At 63.4% G+C, this 23,301-nt stretch carries 14 protein-coding genes and 1 pseudogene; 3 read left to right on the forward strand and 12 right to left on the reverse strand.

Annotated features, from left to right (window positions below):
- Positions 1 to 219: 219 nt before the first annotated feature.
- A pseudogene (locus ACLEJP_RS11725) lies at positions 220 to 1,173 on the forward strand (methyl-accepting chemotaxis protein); the annotation flags it as partial.
- Positions 1,174 to 1,371: 198 nt separating this feature from the next.
- A complete protein-coding gene (locus ACLEJP_RS11730; protein ID WP_440806601.1) occupies positions 1,372 to 2,076 on the forward strand; it encodes a methyl-accepting chemotaxis protein in 705 nt (234 codons plus the stop codon).
- 116 nt (positions 2,077 to 2,192) lie between these two features.
- Here ACLEJP_RS11730 and ACLEJP_RS11735 read toward each other — a convergent pair whose 3' ends face one another.
- The 7 genes from ACLEJP_RS11735 to pip form a co-directional block, all read right to left on the reverse strand.
- Positions 2,193 to 2,927, reverse strand: a complete 735-nt coding sequence (locus ACLEJP_RS11735; RefSeq protein WP_085677999.1) for an amino acid ABC transporter ATP-binding protein — start codon at positions 2,925 to 2,927, stop codon at positions 2,193 to 2,195.
- A complete protein-coding gene (locus ACLEJP_RS11740) occupies positions 2,920 to 3,882 on the reverse strand; it encodes an amino acid ABC transporter permease (RefSeq protein ID WP_225779544.1) in 963 nt (320 codons plus the stop codon). Before ACLEJP_RS11740 ends, ACLEJP_RS11735 begins: the two co-directional genes overlap by 8 nt.
- 79 nt (positions 3,883 to 3,961) lie before the next feature.
- On the reverse strand, positions 3,962 to 4,759 hold the full coding sequence (locus ACLEJP_RS11745; protein ID WP_225780759.1) for a transporter substrate-binding domain-containing protein: 798 nt from the start codon (positions 4,757 to 4,759) through the stop codon (positions 3,962 to 3,964).
- A gap of 282 nt (positions 4,760 to 5,041) precedes the next feature.
- Positions 5,042 to 7,615 (reverse strand): glucans biosynthesis glucosyltransferase MdoH, encoded by a 2,574-nt coding sequence (gene mdoH, locus ACLEJP_RS11750; RefSeq protein ID WP_289133606.1) that lies wholly within the window; start codon positions 7,613 to 7,615, stop codon positions 5,042 to 5,044.
- Positions 7,608 to 9,329 carry a glucan biosynthesis protein G gene (locus ACLEJP_RS11755; RefSeq protein WP_318782834.1) on the reverse strand — a complete coding sequence of 574 codons (1,722 nt, stop codon included), beginning with the start codon at positions 9,327 to 9,329 and terminating at the stop codon, positions 7,608 to 7,610. The genes mdoH and ACLEJP_RS11755 overlap by 8 nt, the downstream gene beginning before the upstream one ends.
- Positions 9,330 to 9,592: 263 nt before the next feature.
- The gene (gene dtd, locus ACLEJP_RS11760) at positions 9,593 to 10,030 is read right to left on the reverse strand and encodes a D-aminoacyl-tRNA deacylase (protein ID WP_440806558.1); all 438 of its coding nucleotides are present in this window, start codon (positions 10,028 to 10,030) and stop codon (positions 9,593 to 9,595) included.
- On the reverse strand, positions 10,027 to 10,998 hold the full coding sequence (gene pip / locus ACLEJP_RS11765) for a prolyl aminopeptidase (protein WP_186672301.1): 972 nt from the start codon (positions 10,996 to 10,998) through the stop codon (positions 10,027 to 10,029). Before pip ends, dtd begins: the two co-directional genes overlap by 4 nt.
- 148 nt (positions 10,999 to 11,146) lie before the next feature.
- Here pip and ACLEJP_RS11770 point away from each other — a divergent pair, with 148 nt between their 5' ends.
- Entirely contained in the window at positions 11,147 to 16,684 is a 5,538-nt protein-coding gene (locus tag ACLEJP_RS11770; RefSeq protein WP_440806561.1) for an NEL-type E3 ubiquitin ligase domain-containing protein, read from the forward strand.
- A 27-nt stretch (positions 16,685 to 16,711) separates the two neighbouring features.
- On the opposite strand, the gene hutG is transcribed toward ACLEJP_RS11770, so the two are convergent.
- From hutG to ACLEJP_RS11795, 5 genes are all read right to left on the reverse strand, one after another.
- Positions 16,712 to 17,515, reverse strand: a complete 804-nt coding sequence (hutG, locus tag ACLEJP_RS11775) for an N-formylglutamate deformylase (RefSeq protein WP_440806563.1) — start codon at positions 17,513 to 17,515, stop codon at positions 16,712 to 16,714.
- A 10-nt stretch (positions 17,516 to 17,525) separates the two neighbouring features.
- On the reverse strand, positions 17,526 to 18,731 hold the full coding sequence (gene hutI / locus ACLEJP_RS11780) for an imidazolonepropionase (RefSeq protein ID WP_440806565.1): 1,206 nt from the start codon (positions 18,729 to 18,731) through the stop codon (positions 17,526 to 17,528).
- Between the two features lie 15 nt (positions 18,732 to 18,746).
- Positions 18,747 to 20,150: an amino acid permease gene (locus ACLEJP_RS11785; protein WP_440806566.1), complete on the reverse strand. Its 1,404-nt coding sequence runs from the start codon at positions 20,148 to 20,150 to the stop codon at positions 18,747 to 18,749.
- 65 nt (positions 20,151 to 20,215) lie between these two features.
- On the reverse strand, positions 20,216 to 21,748 hold the full coding sequence (gene hutH / locus ACLEJP_RS11790) for a histidine ammonia-lyase (RefSeq protein WP_440806567.1): 1,533 nt from the start codon (positions 21,746 to 21,748) through the stop codon (positions 20,216 to 20,218).
- Positions 21,749 to 21,769: 21 nt separating this feature from the next.
- Positions 21,770 to 23,293, reverse strand: coding sequence for an HAL/PAL/TAL family ammonia-lyase (locus tag ACLEJP_RS11795; protein WP_440806569.1), 1,524 nt, complete (start codon positions 23,291 to 23,293; stop codon positions 21,770 to 21,772).
- Positions 23,294 to 23,301 lie beyond the last annotated feature (8 nt).

Genomic DNA, 23,301 nt, shown 5'->3' on the forward strand with positions numbered 1-23,301 from the left:
ATCATTCCTACCTGCTAGGGTGAAATTTCCTACCTGATTTTCAGGTCAAGTCCTACAACTCCGCTGCCGATTGGCAGAGGTGTGATGTGGCACTGCGCCCGCATCCCCTCCCCAATTGCACGGAGACTCACCATGCTCGGCTACCTCAACCGCAAGCTCGGCAACATCAGTGTCGGTGCCAAGCTCGCCCTCGGCTTCGCCGTGGTGTTGCTGCTTACCATGGCAACCACGATCAGCGGCTGGCGCGCGCTGGATGGCGCCATCGTGCGCTCGCAGCAACTCAGCGAAATAGGCCTGATCAACGACCTGACCAAGGACCTGCGCGCGGAACGCATTACCTACCGCGTCCTCAGCGATGACACCAGCAAAGCACAGATCAGCACCATCCTCGACCAGCTGAACAACAGGCTGACCACCCTGCTGCAACGCAGCAACGTCAACGAATCCCGGCAGATACTCAGTGAAAAACTGGCACTGTTGCAGCGCCTGCGTGACGACTTCAGCGAACTGCAACGCAGCGTCGCCGCCCGTACCGCCCTGCGCCAGGCCATGCAGGCCCAGGAGCAGAAACTCAACGACGCGATCGACGAACTGCAGACCCAGGCCTTGCTGAGGATGGGCGCCGACAGCCAGCAAAGAGGCATACTCGGCCTGATGGACACGGTAAGCCGGCACATCGACGGCGCCAACCAGCAGAGCCTGGTGCCGGCTTACACCTTTTCCCCTGTCGAAGACTTCGCCAAGGTCGGAAACAGCGCCCTGGCTGCCGCCGACAGCAGCCTTGAGCAGTTGCTCAAAGGCCTTGTCCCGCTAGGCTTGCCCCGTACCCTGACCGAACAGCCGACAGCCGAACTGGCCAGGTACCGCACCAGCCTGGAGCAATACCGCCGCGCCGCCGTGCGCGTCGAGCAGCTACAGAACAACCTGGAAACAATGGGCGACGAGCTGCGTGCCGTAAGCCTGGAACTGGGCAAGCGCAAGATCGAGCAACGCGACAGCGAAGCCCTGGCCGCCCGCTCGCTGCTGACCAGCGTGGCATTGCTGGCGCTGGTGGTGGGTGTGCTGGCCAGCTGGCTGATCACCTTGCAGATTACCCAGCCCCTGCGCCAGACCCTGGGCGTGGCTGCGCGCATTGCCAAAGGCGACCTGAGCCAGGTCGAAGCCGTGCAGCGACGTGACGAGATGGGCCAGTTGCAAGGCAGCATGCGCGACATGACCTTGAGCCTGCGCGAGCTGATCGGCGGCATAGACCAAGGCGTCGGCCAGCTTTCACAGGCCGCCTCGGAGCTGGCGACCAGCAGCGAGGATACCAAGCTGCGCATCAACCAGCAGCGCGAGGAAACCGACCAGGTGGCCACCGCCATGAACCAGATGAGCGCCACGGTGCAAGAAGTCGCACAGAACGCCGAACAGGCCTCGTTGGCCGCGACAAATGCCGATCAGCAGGCGCAGATGGGCGACCAGGTGGTGGCAGAGGCCATCGGCCGGATCGAGCAACTGGCCAGGCAGATGGACCACTGCCTGGCGGCCATGCAGCACCTGGCCGGCGAAAGCCAGCGCATCGGCAGCATCCTCGATGTGATCAAGTCGGTGTCCGAACAGACCAACCTGCTCGCCCTGAACGCAGCGATCGAAGCGGCACGGGCCGGTGAAGCCGGGCGCGGCTTTGCCGTGGTGGCCGACGAAGTCCGTGGCCTGGCCCAGCGCACTTCGACCGCGACAGAAGAAATCGGCCAACTGATCGACAGCTTGCACAGCGGTACCGATGAAGTGACCCGGCTGCTGGACAACAGCAAGAGCCTGACCGAGCAAAGCGTGGAACTGAGCCGCAGGGCCGGGCATGCGTTAGGCCAGATTACCGACACGGTATCGAGCATCCAGGGCATGAACCAGCAGATCGCCACGGCCAGTGAAGAACAGAGCGTGGTCGCCGAACAGATCAACCGTAGCGTGCTGAATGTGCGGGACGTTTCGGATCAGACCAGCGCGGCCAGCGAGCAGACGGCGGCTTCGAGCGGGGAACTGGAGCAGTTGGGGCAACAGCTGCGGGGGATGGTGAGGCGGTTCAGCATTTGAGTTTGCCGGGGCTGCCTTGCAGCCCTTTCGCCACGCAAGGCCGCTCCTGCACGAGATCGCCTACCTCTGCAGGACTGGCCTTGCGGCGCGAAAGGGGCGCAAAGCGCCCCTGGTGGTTACAGCACCTGACGCAGGAAGGCCTGCGCGCGCGGGTCCTTCGGCGCAGCGAAGAATGCCGCTGGCGCCGAGTCCTCCAGCAACTTGCCATGGTCGAAGAACAGCACGCGGTCCGCCACTTCGCGGGCAAAGCCCATCTCGTGGGTCACGCAGACCATGGTCATGCCCTCCTGAGCGAGGGTCTTCATCACGTCCAGCACCTCGCCGACCATTTCCGGGTCCAGCGCCGAAGTCGGCTCGTCGAACAGCATCACTTTCGGGTCCATGGCCAGGGCGCGGGCGATCGCCACCCGCTGCTGCTGGCCGCCGGACAGGCGTGACGGATATTCGTTGGCCTTCTGCGCGATGCCGACCTTCTCCAGCAGCGCTCGGGCCTTGGCCTCGCGCTCGGCCTTGTTGCGCTTGCGCACCACTTTCTGCGCCAGGCACAGGTTTTCCAGCACGGTCATGTGCGGAAACAGGTTGAAGTGCTGGAACACCATGCCGACTTCGCGGCGGTAGGCGTTGATGTCGGTCTTCGGGTCGGCCAGTTGCAGGCCATCGATGGCCACATGGCCTTCGTCGAAATGCTCCAGGCCGTTGAGGCAGCGCAGGAAGGTCGACTTGCCCGAACCCGACGGGCCGAGCACCACCACCACTTCGCCCTTGGCGACCTGGGTGGTGACGTTATCCACAGCGCGTACCACGTGGCCACGGGTGTCGAAGACTTTCAGCAGGTCACGGACTTCAATCACTTTGCGCAAGCCTCCGCTCGAGCCGGCTGGCCAGGTGCGACAGCGGCAGGTTGATCAGCAGGTACAGGCCTGCCACGCAGAACCAGATCTCGAAAGTCGAGAACGAGGTGGTGATGGCCTCGCGGCCGCTCTTGGTCAGTTCGGTGATGGCGATCACCGACACCAGCGAGGTGTCCTTGACCAGGCTGATGAACTGCCCGGCCAGAGGCGGCAGCACACGCTTGAACGCCTGCGGCAGGATCACATGACGCATCGACTGGCCCGCGTTCAGGCCCAGCGAGCGGGCGGCTTCGTTCTGGCCCTTGGCGATGGACTGCACGCCGGCACGCACGATTTCCGCCACGTAGGCGCCGGTGAACAGCGCCAGCGCGGCGACCCCGGCAAACTCGCGGGAGAGGTTAAGCACCGTACCGATGAAGAAGTAGAAGATGAAGATCTGCACCAGCAGCGGGGTACCGCGCACCAGTTCGACGTATACCGTCGACAAGTCACGCAGGGTCGGGTTGCTGGACAGGCGGCAGAGGCCGGCAAACAGGCCGATCACCAGGCCCAGGGCACCGGATACCACCGAAATCCATAGCGTGGTCCACAGGCCCCAGGCCAGCGGACCGGCAGCCCAATGGCGCGTCACGCCAATCTGGTCGCCTTCGGAGACGTCGTCGCCGCGGCTCAGTTGCAGGCTGTCCTTGGCCACGTCGAGCACCTGCTCGCCACCGTTCTCGTCTTTCAGCGTGACACGGGCATTGTCGCCGGAGACGACGATCTCCTGAACGGTGCCGTAACCGGCGGCGCGCTGTGCTTCCTCGGCCTTGTAGGCGAAGTACTGCGGGACGCGGTTCCAGCGCCACTCGTAGGAAATCATCGAGGTGGCCAGGTACAGGCTGAACGCCAGGCCCACCAGGACCAGGGCGGTCAGCCCATGCCAGGGCCACTGGGCTTTCTTGTGTTTGATCACGTGGGGTACTTCCGTAAATGCGAACGCGCAGGGTTTGCCTGCGCGTCGGGGTCATAAAGCCGGGCTTGTGGCCTGGGCCTTACTCCATTTCCTTCAGCCAGTCCTTGTTCTTGAACCACTTGTCGTGAATACGATCGTAGGTCCCGTCATGCTTGATCTGGTGCAGGAAGTTGTTGATGAAGTTGATGCTGTCGTAATCGCCTTTCTTCAGGCCGAAGGCCAGCGGCTCGTAGGTGAAGGGTTCTTCGAGGAACAGCAGCTTGCCGGCACCGGCTTTCTCCACTGCCACGACGTTGTAAGGCGCGTCGTAGACGAAGGCATCGGCCTTGCCGTTGACCACGTCCATCACCGCTTCCTGCTCGTTGTCGTAGCCATGGTACTTGGCTTTGCCGATCAGCTTCTTCGCGACCATTTCACCGGTGGTACCCAGCTTGGAAGTCAGGCGGTACTTCTCGTTGTTCAGGTCCTTGTACGACTTGATCTCGCCCGCCAGCTCCTTGCGGATCAGCAGGGTTTGGCCGACCACGATAAAGGGTTCGCTGAAGTTCAGGCGCAGGTTGCGTTCCTGGGTCAGGGTCATGCCGCTGCCGATCATGTCGAACTTGTCGGTCAGCAGGGCCGGGATGATGCCGTCATAGGCGGTGGACACCGGCTCGAACTTGACGCCCATGGACTTGGCCATGGCCTTGAGGATATCCACTTCGAAGCCGATGATCTCGCCACGCTTGTTGGTCATCTGGAACGGCATGTAGGTCGGATCCATGCCCACCCGCAGGGTGCCGCGCTTGACCGCGTCATCAATGGCTCCGGCCTGGGCCGCAGTCACGGCGACCAGGGCGGTGACACCGACCAGCAGTCGCGAAAGGTATTTCTTGATCATCACCAGGTCCCCTAGCAAGAAAAGTAGCGAATCTTATTGTTGGCACGGCCGTACTGGCCGATGCGGCATGTCGGAGAGGGATGCTAACGCATGGCGGCCCGGGGACCTAGAGCTGGGGGGGACTTTGTTGGCCAAAATCGAGGCAAGGCCTTAAAAGCTTCGCGGGCACGTCGGATCGCCGCACCGCCGCTCCCACAGTTACTGCACAGCCTTTGAGGCATGCGCTGTACCTGTGGGAGCGGCGGTGCGGCGATCCGACGTGCCCGCGAAGAGGCCCGATCAGGCGCCGACGAGTGCCGGTTGGCCTTCATTCTCCGGATGCAGCGGCAACAGCGGCGAATGCGGGTCGTTCTTTATCGATGCACGCCACACATCGATCCACGCCGCGTTGTGCTCGGCCCACACCTGCTCGTGCAGGCGGCTCAACGCCACCGGGTCGCTGAGCAGGGCCAGGCGGGTGTTAAGGTCCAGCCCCTTCGGCCCTACCTCCATCGCCTTGGCCACACGCTCGGCACGCAGCGCCTCGATCGGTGCCGCCTGGCCGTGACGGGCCGTGGCCATGGCGCAGGCCAGGGCGTTCTGCCGCGGGTCGACCACAGCGCGCACGAAGCCATCATGCAGGGCATGCCAGCGGTTTTCGTGGGTGTACTGGTCGGTGGCCAGCAACTCCTGCGGCGTTGCGTATTCCTCAGGGATGAGGAACAGCTTCTCATCCTTGGCCGCCAGGCCCAGGCGGGTGCGGCTGGAAATCACCGAAACCGGAATCGACAGCACCAGCGAACCGACGATCGGCGCCAACCACCACAGGAAGCTAGGGTTCAGCCAGGCCACCAGCGCCGCCCAGGCAATACCCAGCAGGGTCTGGGGACCGTGGCGGCGCACGGCTTCGCTCCAGGGCGTGGAGTCGTCGTCACGCTGCGGCGAGTTCCAGGTCGCTGCCCAGCCGAGGAACGCGGCCAGCACGAAGCGGGTGTGGAAGATCATGCGCACCGGCGCCAGCAACATGGAGAACAACATCTCCATCAGCATCGACAGGGTGACCTTGATCCGCCCACCGAACTCGGTCGCGCCCTTGGCCCAGATCAGGATGACGCTGAGCAGCTTGGGCAGGAACAACAGCACGATGGTGGTGGAGAACAGCGCCACGGCCTTCTCCGGGTGCCACTGCGGCCACAGCGGGTAGAGTTGGTACGGTTCGATGAAGTACTGCGGCTCCATCAACGTGTTGGTCGCCAGCAGCGCGGTCGACAGCACCAGGAACAGGAACCACAACGGCGCCGACAGGTACGACATCACCCCGGTCAGGAACACCGCGCGGTGCACCGGGTGCATGCCCTTGACCAGGAACAGGCGGAAGTTCATCAGGTTGCCGTGGCACCAGCGGCGGTCACGCTTGAGCTCGTCGAGCAGGTTCGGCGGCAATTCTTCGTAGCTGCCCGGCAGGTCGTAGGCGATCCACACGCCCCAGCCGGCACGGCGCATCAGCGCGGCCTCGACGAAGTCGTGGGACAGGATCGCACCGGCGAACGCGCCCTTGCCCGGCAACGGCGCCAGGGCGCAGTGCTCGATGAACGGCTTCATGCGGATGATCGCGTTATGGCCCCAGTAGTGCGACTCGCCCAGCTGCCAGAAGTGCAGGCCGGCGGTGAACAGCGGGCCATACACGCGGGTGGCGAACTGCTGCAGGCGCGCATACAGGGTGTCCATGCCCGAGGCCTTCGGCCCGGTCTGGATGATACCGGCGTCCGGGTTTGCCTCCATCAGACGCACCAGGCTGCTCAGGCACTCACCGCTCATGACGCTGTCGGCGTCAAGCACGACCATGTACTTGTACTCGCCACCCCAACGACGGCAGAAGTCGTCGAGGTTGCCGCTCTTGCGCTTCACCCGGCGCCGGCGGCGACGGTAGAAGATGCGGCCGAAGCCTTTGGTTTCGCGGCACACGTCCAGCCAGGCCTGTTGCTCGGCCACGGCGATGTCGGTGTCGTTGGTGTCGCTGAGCACGAAGAAGTCGAAGCGGTCGAGGTTGCCGCTGGCGGCTACCGACTCGAACGTTGCGCGCAGGCCGGCAAACACCCGCGGGACGTCTTCGTTGCAGATCGGCATCACCAGCGCGGTACGCGCCTCGGGCGCAATCGGCTCATTACCGGCGCTGCTCCCCGAGATCTTGTATTTGTCGCGCCCGGTGAGCAACTCGAGGAAGCCCATCAGTGCGGTCCAGAAACCTGCCGACACCCAGCAGAACAGGATGCCGAAAAGTACCAGGATGGAGGTCTGCAAGGCGTACGGCCACACCTGTACCACGGTGTCCCACAGCGGCTGGTTGACGACTTCGTCGAAGTCCACGAACGACCAGCCCTGGTAAGGCAGGATGCCCTTCATGTACCAGCCGGCGACGATGGTCTGGCCGATCATCAGTGCCAGCAGGATGTAACGGCGGATCGAGCCGACCGTGCGCCAGCGTGCCGGCGGCAGCTCGCGCTTGGGCGGCTGTGGCGCATTGGCACGGCCGGTCATGCGTCGCCACATGCGGATCAGGATGTTGGTGCGCCATGGCTCGGGCACGACCTTGGTGCGCTTGATCGGCGGGGCGATCTTCAGGCACAGCCGGCCGCTGCCGTCGACGCCGAGCATTTCGGCGTCTTCCAGCTCGGCGGCGCTGCCTACGGTCAGGCGCGGGCCCACCGAGGCCTGCACGGCCTCGGCAGAGCTGGCGGCCGGGTTGGCCGCCAGGCGTTGGTGCAGCTCACTGAAGGACGTGCAACTGGCGAGTTCCGCCCGTTGCTCGTCGCTCAGTGGTAGGTGGGCCAGATATTCGCGCAGCGATTCCGGCCTTGCGCTTGAGTTACTCATCGGCAGGCAACTGATAGCTCCAGGTCTCGGTCAGCACCTTCTCGGTGGTGGCCGGGGTCCCGTTGGTGGGTGCCGCATCGGCGGCAGGTTGTTCGGCCTTGGCGGCTTTGTCGGCCTTGGCATGCTTGGTTGCGGCCTTGTCCTGCTTGGCATCCGCGGCAGGCTTGGCGGTCTCGACCGGCACGTCACGCACCAGCGCGGCACGCATTTCGGTCGATTTGTTGGCTTCCTTGACCTTCAGACGCAGGGTCAGGCGCCAGCCCTTGGTCTCTGGGTTATAGCGCAAGTTGTTCTCGACCACCTCGGCGTTGTCGCCGACGCTGATCTGGCTGCGCACCGCGGTGTCTTCCGGCAAGGCCGCCAGCGTCGGGCCGGCGAAGTCGACCAGGAAGGCCACGCTACCGTCAGGCTGGCGGATCAGGTTGGATTGCTTGACGTCACCGGTAGAGCGCAGGGTCTGCTTGACCCAGCCCAGCTCAGGCGCCTGGAACTTCGGCTCGTCGATGGTCCAGTGCAAGCGGTAGGCGTACTCGAACGGCTTGCCTGGCTCAGGCAGCTTTTCCGGGCTCCAGAACGCCACGATGTTGTCGTTGGTCTCGTCGGCAGTCGGGATTTCGACCAGGTCGACGGTGCCCTTGCCCCAGTCACCCTTCGGCTCGATCCAGGCGCTCGGGCGCTTCTGGTAGTTGTCATCGAGGTCTTCGTAGTCACTGAAGGCGCGCTGACGCTGCATCAGGCCAAAGCCGCGCGGGTTCTCGACACTGAAGTTGCTGACGGCCAAGTGTTTCGGGTTGTTCAGCGGACGCCACAGCCACTCGCCGTTACCCGCATGGATCGACAGGCCTTCGGAGTCATGCAGGGCCGGGCGATAGTTGAGGACCTTGGACGGCTGGTTGGGGCCGAACAGGTACATGCTGGTCAACGGGGCGATGCCCAGGCGGCTGACGTGGTCACGCAGGAACACGCGGGACTGCACGTCGACCACCGTGTCGTTGCCCGGACGCAGGGTCAGCTTGTAGGCGCCAGTGGAACGTGGCGAGTCCAGCAGTGCGTAGATCACCAGGTGCTTGTCGGCCGGCTTGGGCTTCTCGACCCAGAACTCGGTGAAGCGCGGGAACTCCTCACCCGACGGCAGCGCCGTGTCGATGGCCAGGCCACGGGCCGAGAGGCCGTACACGTGGCCCTTGCCGACCACACGGAAATAGCTGGCGCCAAGCAGGGTCATGATCTCGTCCTGCTTGTCGGCCTTGTTGATCGGGTACAGCACGCGGAAACCGGCGTAACCGAGGTTCTTGGTGGTTTCCGGGTCGTGCGGCACGTCACCGAACTCGAAGCGGCTCGGGTCGTACTTGATTTCCTCGACCTTGGTGGCGGTGACCTGGTTGATCTTCACAGGCGTGTCGAAATGCATGCCCTGGTGATAGAACGACAGTTTGAACGGGGTCTTGTCCTTGGCCCATTCGGCCTTTTCCTGCAGGAAGTGGATCTTCTGGTAGTCCGCGAACTTCATGTCGCGGAACACCGCCGGCAGGTTGCTTTTCGGTGCTTCGTACTTCTGGCCGGCCAGATCCTTTGCCTTGGCTGCAACATCGTCAAGATTGAATGCCCACAGCTGGCCCGCGCTCATCAGGCCGACCACTGCCACGCCGGCCATCAAGGCCTTGCGTAACCGAACACCGGGGATTCTTGATGCTTTTTGGGGACTAACAATCACGAGCAACCCTCGCCGAAAACAGATCATGAAACCAACGGCCAGCGACAAATGCCGGGTTGGCGAGCACTGTTCGGACCCCGTGAGGGCGTAATGATTCCCCAAACGGATCCAGACAATGCTCGAGTCAGAGTGAAACGAACCTGCGAACGCAGGTCCATGCAGCGCGCGATTATCCAGCAGGTCGCGTTACAACGCATCAGGCTGGAACAACTATTTATCGTACAAAACCCCTTGTTTTCCTGTGAACACGGGGTTTTTCGACCTCATATTTGTAACATAAATGTTACGGGGCCATCATTGACCAGGTGCACCTGCATATCCGCGCCGAATTGCCCGCTCGCGACGTCACCATGCAGGGCCTTCGCCTGCTGCAGAAGATAGTCGAACAACTCGGCACCAAGGGCCGGTGGTGCCGCCGTCGAGAAGCTCGGGCGCATGCCATTGCGGGTGTCTGCTGCCAGGGTGAACTGGGAAACCAGCAACAGCCCACCGGCAACATCCTTCAGCGACAGGTTCATCTTGCCCTGCTCGTCGCTGAACACGCGGTAGTTCAACAGTTTGTGCAACAGCTTGTCGGCCTTTTCACGTGAATCTTCAGGCTCGACCGCCACCAGCACCAGCAACCCCTGGTCGATGGCGCCGACGACTTCCCCTGCCACTTCGACCCGTGCGCCACGCACACGCTGCAGCAGGCCCTTCATGCTTCTTCCAGGGGCAGGTCGAGCAAGCGCCGAGCCATCTGGTCGGCAGCGCGCACCAGGGCATCGGTGATACCAGGCTCGGAAGCCGCGTGGCCGGCGTCGCGGATCACCTTCAGCTCACTGTTCGGCCAGGCCTGGTGCAATGCCCAGGCGTTGTCCAGCGGGCAGATCACGTCGTAACGGCCATGCACGATCACTGCCGGCAGGTGGGCGATCTTCGGCAGGTCGCGGATCAGCTGGTCCGGCTCGAGGAACGCGTTGTTCATGAAGTAGTGGCATTCGATGCGGGCGATCGACAAGGCGCGTTGCGGCTCGGAGAAGCGGTCGACCACCAGCGGGTTGGGGCGCAGGGTGGCAGTGCGGCCTTCCCAGGTGGACCAGGCCTTGGCGGCGTGCATCTGGGCGATCTGGTCGTTGCCCGTCAGGCGCTTGTGGAAGGCCGCGACCAGGTCGCCGCGCTCTTCCGGCGGGATTGGCGCGATATAGTCCTGCCAGTAGTCGGGGAACAGGCGGCTGGCGCCCTCCTGGTAGAACCAGTGAATTTCCTGCGGCCGGCACAGGAAGATGCCGCGCAGGATCAGGCCGTGCACCCGCTCGGGGTGCGTCTGGGCGTATGCCAGGGCCAGGGTAGACCCCCACGAGCCGCCGAACAGCACCCATTTGTCTATCCCGAGGTGCTCGCGGATACGCTCCAGGTCCTCGACCAGGTGCCAGGTGGTGTTGTTCTCCAGGCTCGCGTGCGGCGTGGAGCGGCCGCAGCCGCGCTGGTCGAAGGTGATGATGCGGTACAACGTGGGGTCGAAGTAGCAGCGGCTCTGGGCGTCGCAGCCGGCCCCAGGGCCGCCGTGGATGAACACCACAGGCAGACCTTCTGGCGAGCCGCTTTCGTCGACATACAGCACATGCGGCGCTTCCACGGCCAGATCGTGCCGGGCGTAGGGTTTGATCTGCGGGTACAGGGTCTGCATTACGCACTCCGTGTGAGGATTATTCGGCCGTGGGCCATCATAAACCTGAATTGCCCTCAGAGCATGTGTATAAGCAAGATCATCTTATGTACAGGCCGCAGACTCGGCCCACTAGCATCGGGGATCCCTGTAGAAACGAGGTTTCCCCATGATCGACCCGACCCAGCCTTCCACCACTGCCCCGCCGCTCCACTATGAACTTGTTGCCAGCAAGTTACCCGACTGGGTTGTCAATGCTACGCCAGCACAGCGACAACTCATGCGCGCCCAGGCGACCCGGCGCGACTCACAGATCGAACGTGCATGCCAGGAGCACCCGGAGGTCGCCCAGGCGCTGGTGCAGACCTATGGCCACCACCTGCAGGCCGAAACGAGGCTGCAGGCACTCCTGGCGACAGTGCCGCCACTGCAACAGTACGCCACAGACCTGCTGTCGACAGCGATCAGCGAGCGCTTCGGCACGACGCTTGATGTTTCACAGACTTACCTGATGAACCTGAACCGGGCCAAAACGTTCAGGCAGGCGCTCTCCAGCCCCGGCGAAGATCCGTTAGCAACCTCCTCCAGCGCGCTGAAGCTGGCGACTCAATCATTGCTGCACAGCGCCTTGCAGAACTTCGAGGCCTACGAGGCAGAGCCTGGCGGCTTGAGCGCCGGTAGCAACGAATCCGCCATCCTGGATCGCCAGGACGTCAGTCTGCTATCCACGGCAGCCAAGCTGCCCATCGTCGCAGAGGATTTCGCGGCGCTGGCACGCGAGCTTGATATCGGCGGCAAGTACCAGGTGCTGCTCGATTCGCTCGATCCTCCTGCCACCCATGCTGATGCCAAGACTGTCTACTCGGTGTTTGCTGCCGCAGAACGCGCGACTTTCCGCCTTCACGTCCACCAGGCCCTGCTCTTGGGCAAGATCGACAAGGCCATCCATGAAACATTACTCAAGCTCGACAGCGACAGTAAGGTCGAACACGACGGGCACCCCGTGCTATGTGCTAGCGTCGAGCTGCTGCACGCTTCGCTCACCGGCGCGATGGCGATTGGCGTCGATACCCGTATCCCAAGGGGAGCAGGGCGATTCCCGCCTGCCTCTTACCCCTATGGTGGCTGGCTGGTCCTCTATCTCCCAGGCATGCCCGAGCCGTTGAGCCAGCACGCCTCCAGGGCTGATGCTGAAGCATTCCTGCTCAAACAGCTGCCAGCATTTCGCAGCGCAGCAGGCCTGCAGCTGATACCAGAGCGGCATAAGCACAGTTTTCTCGACAAGCTCACCGACACGCTCGAGCCTTTTACCTGGGTCGCGAATGGGCAGTACCAGGAACGCGTGCCCGACCCCAATGCACGGGTCACCCTATACGTGCACCCTTTCACACAGCCATTTCTTGAACAACGAGTCACCCAAAGACAAGAGCGCCTGAGGGATGATGGCCTTTTCCATGCCGCGCCAACAGCGACGCTGGACGACCAGACCACCAAGCGGCAGCTTGGCTATTTCAAGTTCATCTCGCTCACCATCGCTAACATAGCGAGTCTTTACATACCGCCGTTAGCCGCCGTGATGTTCAGCGTAGCGACAGTGCAATTGGCCAATGAAACATTCGAAGGGATCGGCAGTTGGCTCGACGGCGACCGCCAACAAGCGTTCGACTACCTGATGGATGTGATAGAAAACGTTGGCATCATGGCTGCGCTCGCGGCGGCCTCCACCGCCAACGGCCGCCCCGTGATCGAGCGTATACCAGTCGAGACCCCGTCTTTCATCGAAGAGCTCAAGCCCGTCGAGTTGCCCAACGGTGACCGCCGACTGTGGTATCCCGACCTGACACCCTTTGCCCATGACCGGGTACTACCGGCAGGGCTCAAGGCCGATGAGTTCGGCCTGCTCCACCACGATGGCAAAAGCTGGTTACCCGTCGAGGACCGGGTGTTCTCGGTCAAGCGGGCAGAGAATGGCTATCGCCTGGAGCACCCGAACCGCCCCCAGGGCTACCAACCCAAGGCCTTGCATAATGGTGCCGGTGCCTGGCTACTCGAAACCGAACGACCGCTAAGCTGGAGCGCCCCGCGCCTGCTGCACCGCATGGGACACCTGAGCGCGCATTTCGACGAAACGACCTTGCAGCGAATACTCGAAGTCAGTGCTCTTCATGAAGACACCCTGCGCCGCACCCTGGTGGAAAACGGGCGGCTGCCAGCCTTGTTGCAAGACACCCTGCAGCGTTTCAAGCTGGATCAGGATATCAGGACGATGCACCCCGACTGGCCGGCCAGCAGGCTGCACAGCGAGTTCCTGCGCCAGTATCGCTCACTTCCCGGCAGCCAGGCACCGCAGGCACGATTGATTCGGCGTATCTATCCCGGTCTGCCAGAGCCTGTGATCGATGAGTTGCTACGCCATGCTTCCACCTCTGAAATTCAGCTACTGAACGAAGGCAGGATGCCATCGCGCATGGGTCAAGAGCTGCGCCACTACCAGCAACAAGTGCGCCTGGCACGTGCCTGCGAGGGGCTTTACCTGGACACGGTACGCAGCTGGGATGCCGACCGGCTGATTCTGCACACGCTCGGGCAGATACCCGAATGGCCAGCGGACATGATCATCGAGCTGCAGCAAGTTGGTCACATGCCCGCTGAAATCATGCGCATAGGCGATAGCAACGGCGCGCCTCGAACCAGCATTCTCAGCGCGAAGGACGGCTACGTGGTGGTCGGCGACACCCACGCGATTGACCCGGCGCGGGTTCATGATTCCCTGTTCAGCGCGCTTGCAGCGGCCCTGCCTGCCTCGGTGCGCCAGGCAATCGCGATAACAGGTGTGAAAAATACCCAGGCGCTCAAGCAGATGTTACAAACGAGGCCACTGCCTGAGCGCGCGCAGCTGAGACAGCTGTTACGCATGCAGCCTGTGCGTCCGGGTTACCAATCGCCGATGCGCCTGGCTGATGGTCGCCTGGGTTACCCGCTGGGAGGGGGGAGCGGAGCCGGGAACTACATCAGAAGGCCTACCTTGATGCGCATGATCAACCAGCTAGGCCTGCCTCGGCACACGTCAAATACTGCCGAAGGCATACTTGATACCTTGGAGCGAAGGGGGTTGAGCTTACGTCAGGTAAATGACCTGCTGCTGGATCTGCTCCGAGAGCGGAATACGCTGACCCTGTACCTGGACGCATGGCAAACCGCCTTGCGCGGCTCAGAAGCGAACGCCGAAGCGATCCTTTCACTGCGCGAGCGGCTCATGCAGTGCTGGTATGATCATGCGCCGCAACTGGCGAATAACGAATCGCCAAGCCTGCGCCTGGAACATTTCCCGATGGGCACGTTCCCAACCAATCTACCCACCTTTTTTGGCGAACGGGTCACACGCCTTGAGCTGATCGCCCCCTTTTACAACGCCACCACAGGCATGCAGCGACGCCAGCGTAACCTTGCAAGACTGCTGGAGCAGTTCCCCGGGCTGCGCTCACTGGAGATCACCCAGAGCACCGACGAAGATGGAGCAAGCGTCAGGGCACCCCTCCATACCGTGGAATTGATCGCCGTAAACCTCCCGCAGCTGGAGTCGCTCAGTCTGCCTTATCAAGGCCTGACCTTGACCGGCCAGGATTTCGAGGCGCTGTTGGGAATGCGTCAGCTGCGTCGACTCACACTTGATGGCAACCAGATTTCGCCGTTCGTGATGGAGGAATTCGGACGATTCACCCTCGACTACCTCAGCCTTGAAAGCATGTCGCTGGATAGCTGGCCTCGAAGCCTGACTCAACGAACCTTGCGGCAAATCGGTGAGCTTTCACTGCGCAACAACCGAATCCGGTCACTGCCCGGCTTTCTCATAGGTAACGAGCAGTCCACACTCACCCATACCGTCGTTCACCTGGAAGGGAATGACATCATGGAAGATCAGTTGCTGCGCATCCTGCTCAACCACGAGCGCAGCCCTGAACGTATCCACTTCGATCGGTCGCCATCCCTGAACGAACGCATGCGCCCCTATACCGAGCAACGCGAGCAATTGCACGGGGCCACTCACAGCTGGGCCAATGCATCGACCTCGACGGCACCGCTGAGCCCATTGGTCATGCAGATGCGCAATCGCATCGCCATGACCCTCAATGCCTACTGGCACGGCGTGGAACTCGGTTCGCGGAGCCCGCTACGTCTGCATGACGTCGCGTTGGATCAGTTTCCTCCACGGCTACCGTCATTCTTTCAATCGCAGGTTCGCGCCTTGTCCATGGAGCGGAACAGCGGCACGGCTGCGCAACTGAGTGCATTCTTCCAGCGCTTCAGCTCGGTAGAAGTTCTCACCCTGGGCAATTACCTGCAACCGGACCAGGCACTCGCCGCGACCCTGCTGCACCTACCGCAACTCACCTACCTTTCCTTGAATGAAATGGGCCTGACGATCGATAACCAGATCCTCGCCATCTTCGGCCAGCTGAGCAATCTGCAGACGCTGGAACTGTCTGGCAACCACTTGGGCGACATCACACAAGTGCCGCGAGCATTGCGCAACCTCCGCCGTCTCGACCTGAACAACATGGGCCTGACCCAGTGGCCCAACTGGGTCGATGCCCTGTTACCCCTGGAAGTGCTCGACCTCAGCGACAATCAGCTGACCAATCTGCCCGAACACATCCTCAGCAACCCTGACACCGATGCTCAGGTAACGTCGATTGCGTTATTCGACAACCCACTCAACGCCGAGACCATGGACCGAGCCAGGAGGTCCTCAGCGACCCAGCGGCGGTTCACCTTCGCCTTCAGCCCGCCTGGAGATGCTCCCGCGGGGGGACACATGCATGATCCCTTCCCCATCGACACTGAAGACAGGCCAGACCTGGCACGCTGGCTGCTCGGCAACCCATTGCAGAAAGAAGCGCTGCGCGATGCCTGGCAGCGACTTAAAGAGGCAGGTGATGCAAGCAACTTGCTGGCATTGGTGGGGCGTCTGCAACAGTCGGCGCCATACCGTAATGGCGACACCCGCGTGGCGTTTGCCGAACGGGTGCGATTGGTCCTGATACAAGCCCTGGTCAACCAGGAAGAGCGCGCCTTGTTCGAGCACATTGCACAAGAGGGGCTGGTCCAGCAGGACACTGGCAACCAGACCTGCCACGACGGCGTACTGCTGGTCTTCCAGAACCTGGAGTTTCTCATCGCCGAACGGCGACTGCTCAGCGAACATGCCGACACCGAGCCAATGCTGTATCAGGAGCTCAGGCGGCTTTACCGCCTGAGCCGCCTGGATGAAATGGCCCGTGACGGCACCCGCGAACGCGACGAGGCGGAAGTACGCCTGGCTTATCGCCGGGGTGCGAACCAGCCATTGAAGCTAGGCGTACCCAACGACAACATGCTCTTCGAGGCTATCGCCGAGGTCAGCCACAATGAGCTGACACGCGTGATCGAGCAGGTGCTGCAGGACGAGCGGGGCGAAGGCTTCCTGGAGTATGCGGTGAACAATCAGGAGTGGGGGCGTTATCTGCGTCATGCCCATGCAGATCGGTTCAACGCCATCGAGCGGACGTACCAGGCGAACGTGATCGACCTGCCCAGCCATTACCCGGCAGACACCCCCATCGAAGACCTGTCTGCCGAGTTCGATGCGCTGCAACGCATAAAGATCGAGCAGGAAAGACAACTGATCCGTGAACTCACCCAGCTTGCCAACCCAGACCGAATCTGACGATTGAACCCAAGGCGCGATACCTGGCTAAACGCCGTATCGCGCCTTTCCCCACCCCAGCGCAGAATCCAACAGCCGGGCCAGCACCTTTTGAGTGAGCGGCGCCAGGTCCTCGCGGTAGGCGAACGGCTCGACTTCCTCCATGTAGGTGCTTTGCGCCAGCTCCAGCTGCACCGCATGGATGTTGTTGGCCGGATCGCCGTAATGCCGAGTGATATGCCCGCCCTTGAAGCGGCCATTGAGCACATGGCTGTAGCCCTGGGCCTGGGCGCAGACCCCCTTCAGCTGTTCAGCCAGAGCCGGGTCGCAACTGGCGCCGTTGAAGGTGCCCAGGTTGAAGTCCGGCAGCTTGCCTTCGAACAGGTGCGGGATCCGCGAGCGGATCGAATGGGCATCCCACAGCAGGGCGTAGCCGAACTGCTCACGCAGCCGCGCCAGCTCGCGACGGATCGTGTCGTGGTAGGGTCGCCAGATCTGCTCCAGATACTGCTTGCGCTCCTCGCCAGTCGGCTCCAGCCCGTCCTTGAACAATGGCTCGCCCTCGAACAGCGTGGCCGGGTACAGGCCGGTGGTGGCACCGGCGTACAGCGGCTTGTCGTCCTCCGGGCGGTTCAGGTCGATGACGAAGCGCGAGTACTCCGCTGCCACCACACTGGCGCCCATCTCACGGGCAAAGTCATACAGCCGTGGAATATGCCAGTCGGTGTCCGGCAGGCTGCGTGCCTGTTCGACCAGGCCATCACGTACCATCGGCGACAGTTTCAGGCCGGCATGCGGCATGCTGACCAGCAGCGGCAGGTGGCCCTGGTGAAAACTCAGTACCTTGTCCATCGTGCCTCTCTCAGTGGGTAATCTCGAAGCCCTTGCGCACCACGCGCTTGGGCAGGTCGCCGCCCAGCCAGTAGGCCAGGTCGGCAGGACGGTCGATCTGCCAGGCGACGAAGTCGGCCACCTTGCCCACTTCCAGCGAGCCGTGGCTGTCGCCCAGGCCCAACGCCGTGGCGGCGTGCAGGGTGACGCCGGCCAGGGCTTCTTCCGGGGTCATGCGGAAGCAGGTGCAGCCCATGTTCAGCATCAGCCGCAGCGACAGCCCTGGCGAGGTACCGGGGTTGAGGTCGCTGGCCAGAGCTATCTTCACCCCGTGGCGGCGCAGCGCGTCCATCGGCGGCAACTGGGTCTCGCGCAGGAAGTAGAACGCCCCCGGCAGCAACACGGCGACCGTGCCAGCCCTGGCCATGGCAATGGCATCTTCCTCGGTCATGAACTCCAGGTGGTCGGCCGACAGCGCCTGGTAGCGCGCCGCCAGGCTGGAACCGTGCAACGATGACAGCTGTTCGGCGTGCAGCTTGACCGGCAGACCCAGCTCGCGGGCCTTGATGAACAGCCGTTCGACCTGCGCCGGGGAGAACGCCAGGTGCTCACAGAAGGCGTCGACTGCATCCACCAGGCCTTCGGCGGCCAGGGCCGGCAGCATTTCGTCGCAAATGTGGGCGATATAGTCGTCGGCCCGACCGGCATACTCTGGCGGCAGGGCGTGTGCCGCCAGGCAGGTGGTACGCACTGCCAGCGGCAGCTCGTCGGCCAGGCGCCGGGCCACGCGCAGCATCTTGCGTTCGTTGGCCAGGTCCAGGCCGTAGCCGGACTTGATCTCGATAGTGGTCACGCCATCGCCCATCAGCGCCTGGACCCGCTGACGGGCACTGGCGAACAACTCGTCTTCGCTGGCTGCGCGGGTCGCCCGCACGGTGCTGGCGATACCACCACCCTGGGCAGCGATTTCGGCATAGCTCACGCCCTGCAGGCGCTGCTCGAACTCGCCGCTGCGGTTGCCGCCGAACACCGCGTGGGTGTGGCAGTCGATCAGCCCGGGGGTGACCCAGGCGCCGCCCAGGTCCACCGTGCGCTCAGCCTCGACCGGCGCCAGCTCGGCGCGCGGGCCGATCCATTCGATCAGCCCGTCACGGGTGACGATGGCCGCGTCCTCGATGGCCGAGTAACGGCCCTCGGCCATGGTTGCCACATGGCAGTGCTGCCAGAGGGTTGTCATGCACAATCTCCTTTGCTAACGGTGTAGCTCGGCCGGCTCCGCTGCCGGCTGGCCCTGCCCGGCGCGCGGCTTGCACCACAGCAGGTAGGACGCCACCAGGAACACCACCCACAGCACGCCGACGAACAACGCCGCCTGGGTATCGGGGAAGTAACCGAGCACACCAAAGATGAATACCATGAACGCAATGGCCATGGCCGGGCCGTAAGGCCAGAACGGTACCGGGAATTGCAGTTTGGCCACCTGGTCGCGGCTCATGCTGCGGCGCATGGCCACCTGGGTAAGCAGGATCATCAGCCACACCCAGACAGTGGCGAAAGTCGCAATCGAGGCGATCAGCAGGAACACGTTTTCCGGGATCAGGTAGTTGAGCAACACGCCGATCAGCAGTGCAGCGCCCATCACCACCACGGTCATCCACGGCACGCCATGTTTCGACAGCTTGCCGAAGCCGCGCGGGGCGTGGCCTTGCTGGGCCAGGCCATACATCATGCGGCCTGCGCCGAAGATGTCGCTGTTGATGGCAGAGATCGCCGCGGAAATCACCACGACGTTCAGCACCGCGGCGGCAGAGCCGATGCCCAGGTTGCTGAAGATCTGCACGAACGGGCTGCCCTGGCTGCCGATTTGCGGCCACGGGTACAGGCACATCAGCACCAGCAGGGTGAGCACATAGAACAGCAGGATGCGCAGCGGCACGGCATTGATCGCCTTGGGGATCACGCGTTGCGGGTCCTTGGCCTCACCGGCGGTGACGCCGATGATCTCGATGCCGCCGAAGGCAAACATCACCACCGCAAAGGAGGCGATCAGGCCACCCACGCCATTGGGCATGAAGCCGCCGTGCTCGAACAGGTTGCCGATGCCCACCGCCTGCGCGCTGCCTGCCTGGCTGAAGCCGAAGGCCATGATGCCGAGGCCGGCCAGGATCATCGCCACGATGGCGCCGACCTTGAGCAGCGACAGCCAGAATTCCATCTCGCCAAACACCTTGACGTTGCACAGGTTGAGGCCGCCGATCACAAAGACGATGCCCAGCACCCAGATCCAGCGGGCCACCTCCGGGAACCAGAAGCCCATGTAGATACCGAAGGCGGTGACGTCGGCAATGGCGACGATGACCATCTCGAAGGCGTAGGTCCAGCCAAGGATGAAGCCGGCCATGGGGCCCAGATAAGTGCTGGCGTAATGGCCGAACGAGCCGGCAACCGGGTTGTGCACGGCCATTTCACCGAGCGCGCGCATGACCATGAACACGGCGGCGCCACCGATCAGGTAGGCCAGCAGCACGGCCGGGCCAGCCATCTGGATGGCCGAGGCGGAACCGTAGAACAGGCCGGTGCCGATGGCGGAACCGAGGGCCATGAAACGGATATGGCGGGCTGACAGGCCGCGCTTTAGACCTTGAGCTTGTTGCATGTCACGTCCTTGAGTTGTTTTTGTGGTCGTGAGATCGAAGGGGCCGCTGTGCGGCCCCAGGGGCATTACAGGCTTGGCAGCACACCCGTCGGCAGCAGCCCGGTCAGGCAACCCTTGGCCAACAGTTCCACGGCCTTTTCGATGTCGGGCGCGAAGAAACGGTCACGGTCGTAGTGCGGCACCTCGCTGCGCAGCGCCTGGCGTGCCTGCTCCAGCTTGGCCGAGGTCTTCAGGCCCTTGCGCAGGTCCAGGCCCTGGCAGGCACCCAGCCATTCGATGGCCAGCACGCCACGGGTGTTCTCGGCCATTTCCCAGAGACGCTTGCCAGCGGCCGGGGCCATCGACACGTGGTCTTCCTGGTTGGCCGAGGTCGGCAGGCTGTCGACGCTGTGCGGGTGCGACAGGGCCTTGTTCTCGCTGGCCAGGGCGGCAGCGGTGACCTGGGCGATCATGAAGCCGGAGTTGACCCCGCCGTTCTCCACCAGGAACGGCGGCAACTGGGACATGTGCTTGTCCATCATCAGCGAGATGCGGCGCTCGCTGAGCGAGCCGATTTCGGCGATGGCCAGGGCGATATTGTCGGCGGCCATGGCCACCGGCTCGGCGTGGAAGTTACCGCCGGAGATGACGTCACCCTCGGCGGCGAACACCAGCGGGTTGTCCGACACGGCGTTGGCCTCGATGCCCAGCACTTCGGCGGCCTGGCGCAGCTGGGTCAGGCAGGCACCCATGACCTGTGGCTGGCAGCGTAGCGAGTAGGGGTCCTGAACCTTGTCGCAGTTCTTGTGCGACAGCGAGACTTCGCTGGAATCGCCCAGCAGGTCACGGAAGCAGGCAGCGGTATCGATCTGGCCACGCTGGCCACGCACTTCGTGGATACGCGCATCGAACGGCGAGCGCGAGCCCAGGGCCGCTTCGACACTCAGGCCGCCGCAGGCGATGGCCGCGGCATACAGGTCTTCGGCCTGGAACAGGCCACGCAGGGCATAGGCGGTGGAAGCCTGGGTACCGTTGAGCAGGGCCAGGCCCTCCTTGGCGGCCAGGGTCAGCGGTTCGAGGCCGGCGACTGCCAGGGCTTCGGTGGCCGGCAGCCATTGGCCCTTGTGGCGGGCCTTGCCTTCGCCTAGCAGGACCAGCGACATGTGCGCCAGCGGGGCGAGGTCGCCGGAGGCGCCCACCGAGCCCTTGAGCGGGATATGCGGATAGACCTCGGCGTTGACCAGGGCGATCAGCGCATCGATGACCTTGCGGCGGATGCCGGAGAAACCACGGCTGAGGCTGTTGATCTTCAGCACCATGATCAGCCGGACCAGGTCATCGTCCAGCGGCGCGCCAACACCGGCAGCGTGCGACAGCACCAGCGAGCGCTGCAGGTTTTCCAGGTCGTGGCTGGCGATGCGGGTCGAGGCCAGCAGGCCGAAACCGGTGTTGATGCCATAGGCGGTACGGTCTTCGGCAATGATCTGCTCGACGCAGGCAACACTGGCGTCGATGGCAGGCGCAGCGCTGGCATCCAGGCTCAAGTGCAGTGGCGCCTGGTGGATACGGCGCAGCTGGGCCAGGGTCAGCTGGCCAGGAATGAGGTTAAGGGCTTCCACGTAGAGTCTCCTTTTTATTGTTCAGTGCGCGGCCGGCAGCACAGGCTGCGGCGCGAACGAGGATTTCAACAGGGCTGCGGCGCGGGCGATGTCCGGCGCCAGCCAGCGGTCTTCCAGGTACGCCGGCACCTGCTCTCGCAGCAGGCACCAAGCGGCATGGGTGCCAACGCCAAAGCGCTGGCCATTGAAGAATTCGAAGGCCTGGGCGGCCAGCAGGTACTCGATGGCCAGAATCTGGAAACAGTTCTCCAGCACCTGGTGCAGTTTCAGCGCGGCATTGGTGCCCAGGCTCAGATGGTCTTCCTGCAACCCGGAAGTGACGTAGTTGTCGAGCACTGCCGGTTGCGCCAGCTGGCGGTTCTGCGCACACAGCGCGGCGGCCACGTACTGGGCGATCATCATCCCAGAGTTGACCCCTGGGTTGCTGACCAGAAACGCCGGCAGGCCGCTGACCAGCGGGTTGACAAGACGGTCCAGGCGGCGCTCGGCGATGGCACCGATCTCGGCCATGGCAATCGCCAGCAGGTCGGCCGCCAGGGCTACCGACTGGCCGTGCGGGTTGGCCTGGGAGACCACCCGGAAGTCGTCCGGCGTGCCCAGCAGCAGCGGGTTGTCGTTGGCGCCGTTGAGTTCGGCCTCGACCTGCTGCACCACATGCACCAACTGGTCGCGGGCGGCGCCGTGCACCTGCGGGATCGAGCGGATGCTCAGGGCGTCCTGGGTACGGATACCTTTGCTGGCAGCGATCACTTCGCTGTCGGCCAGCAGCGCCCGCAGGTTCGCGCCCACCACCTGCATGCCCGGATGCGGCTTGAGGGCAATGATCTCGGGATCGAAGGCATCGATCTGGCCGCGCAGCGCTTCGAAGCTCATGGCGCCGATCACGTCGGCCCATTGCAGCAGCCGGCTGGCATCGTCCAGGGCCAGGCAGGCCAGCCCGGTCATGCACGGCGTGCCATTGACCAGGCACAGGCCGTCCTTGGCGCCCAGCTGTACCGGCGCCAGGCCTTCATCGGCCAGCGCCTGTGCGGCGTCGACAACCTGCCCCCGGTAGCTGACCTTGCCGATGCCCAACAGGCACACGCCGACATGGGCCATATGGGTCAGGTAGCCTACCGAGCCCTGTGCCGGTACCTGCGGCGTGATGCCGTGGTTGAGCAATGCCAGCAATGCCTCGACCACACTGCGCTGGATACCGGACTTGCCATGGCTGTAGTTGCAGATGGCCGCGCAGATGATCGCCCGGGTCTGTTCATCGGGCAGCGCCGGGCCGACGCCACAGGCATGGCTGAGCAAGGTGTTGCGCGACAGCTGGCTGAGCTGCTCGCCCTGCAGCGACACATTGCACAGCGCGCCCAGCCCGGTGTTCACGCCATAGGCGCGTTCACCGCTGGCGACGATATGGCGGACGATCGCCTGGGCATTGTCGATGCGCGCCCACACCTGCGGGGCCAGCTCCAGGCGTGCCCCCTGGCGGGCGACCGCAGCGATGTCCTGCCAGCGCAGTGCAGCACCGCTGAGAATGACCGTATCGAGCTGCGACATGCTGCCTC

The sequence above is a fragment of the Pseudomonas sp. SMV7 genome, from assembly GCF_052041995.1.
GTDB lineage: Bacteria > Pseudomonadota > Gammaproteobacteria > Pseudomonadales > Pseudomonadaceae > Aquipseudomonas.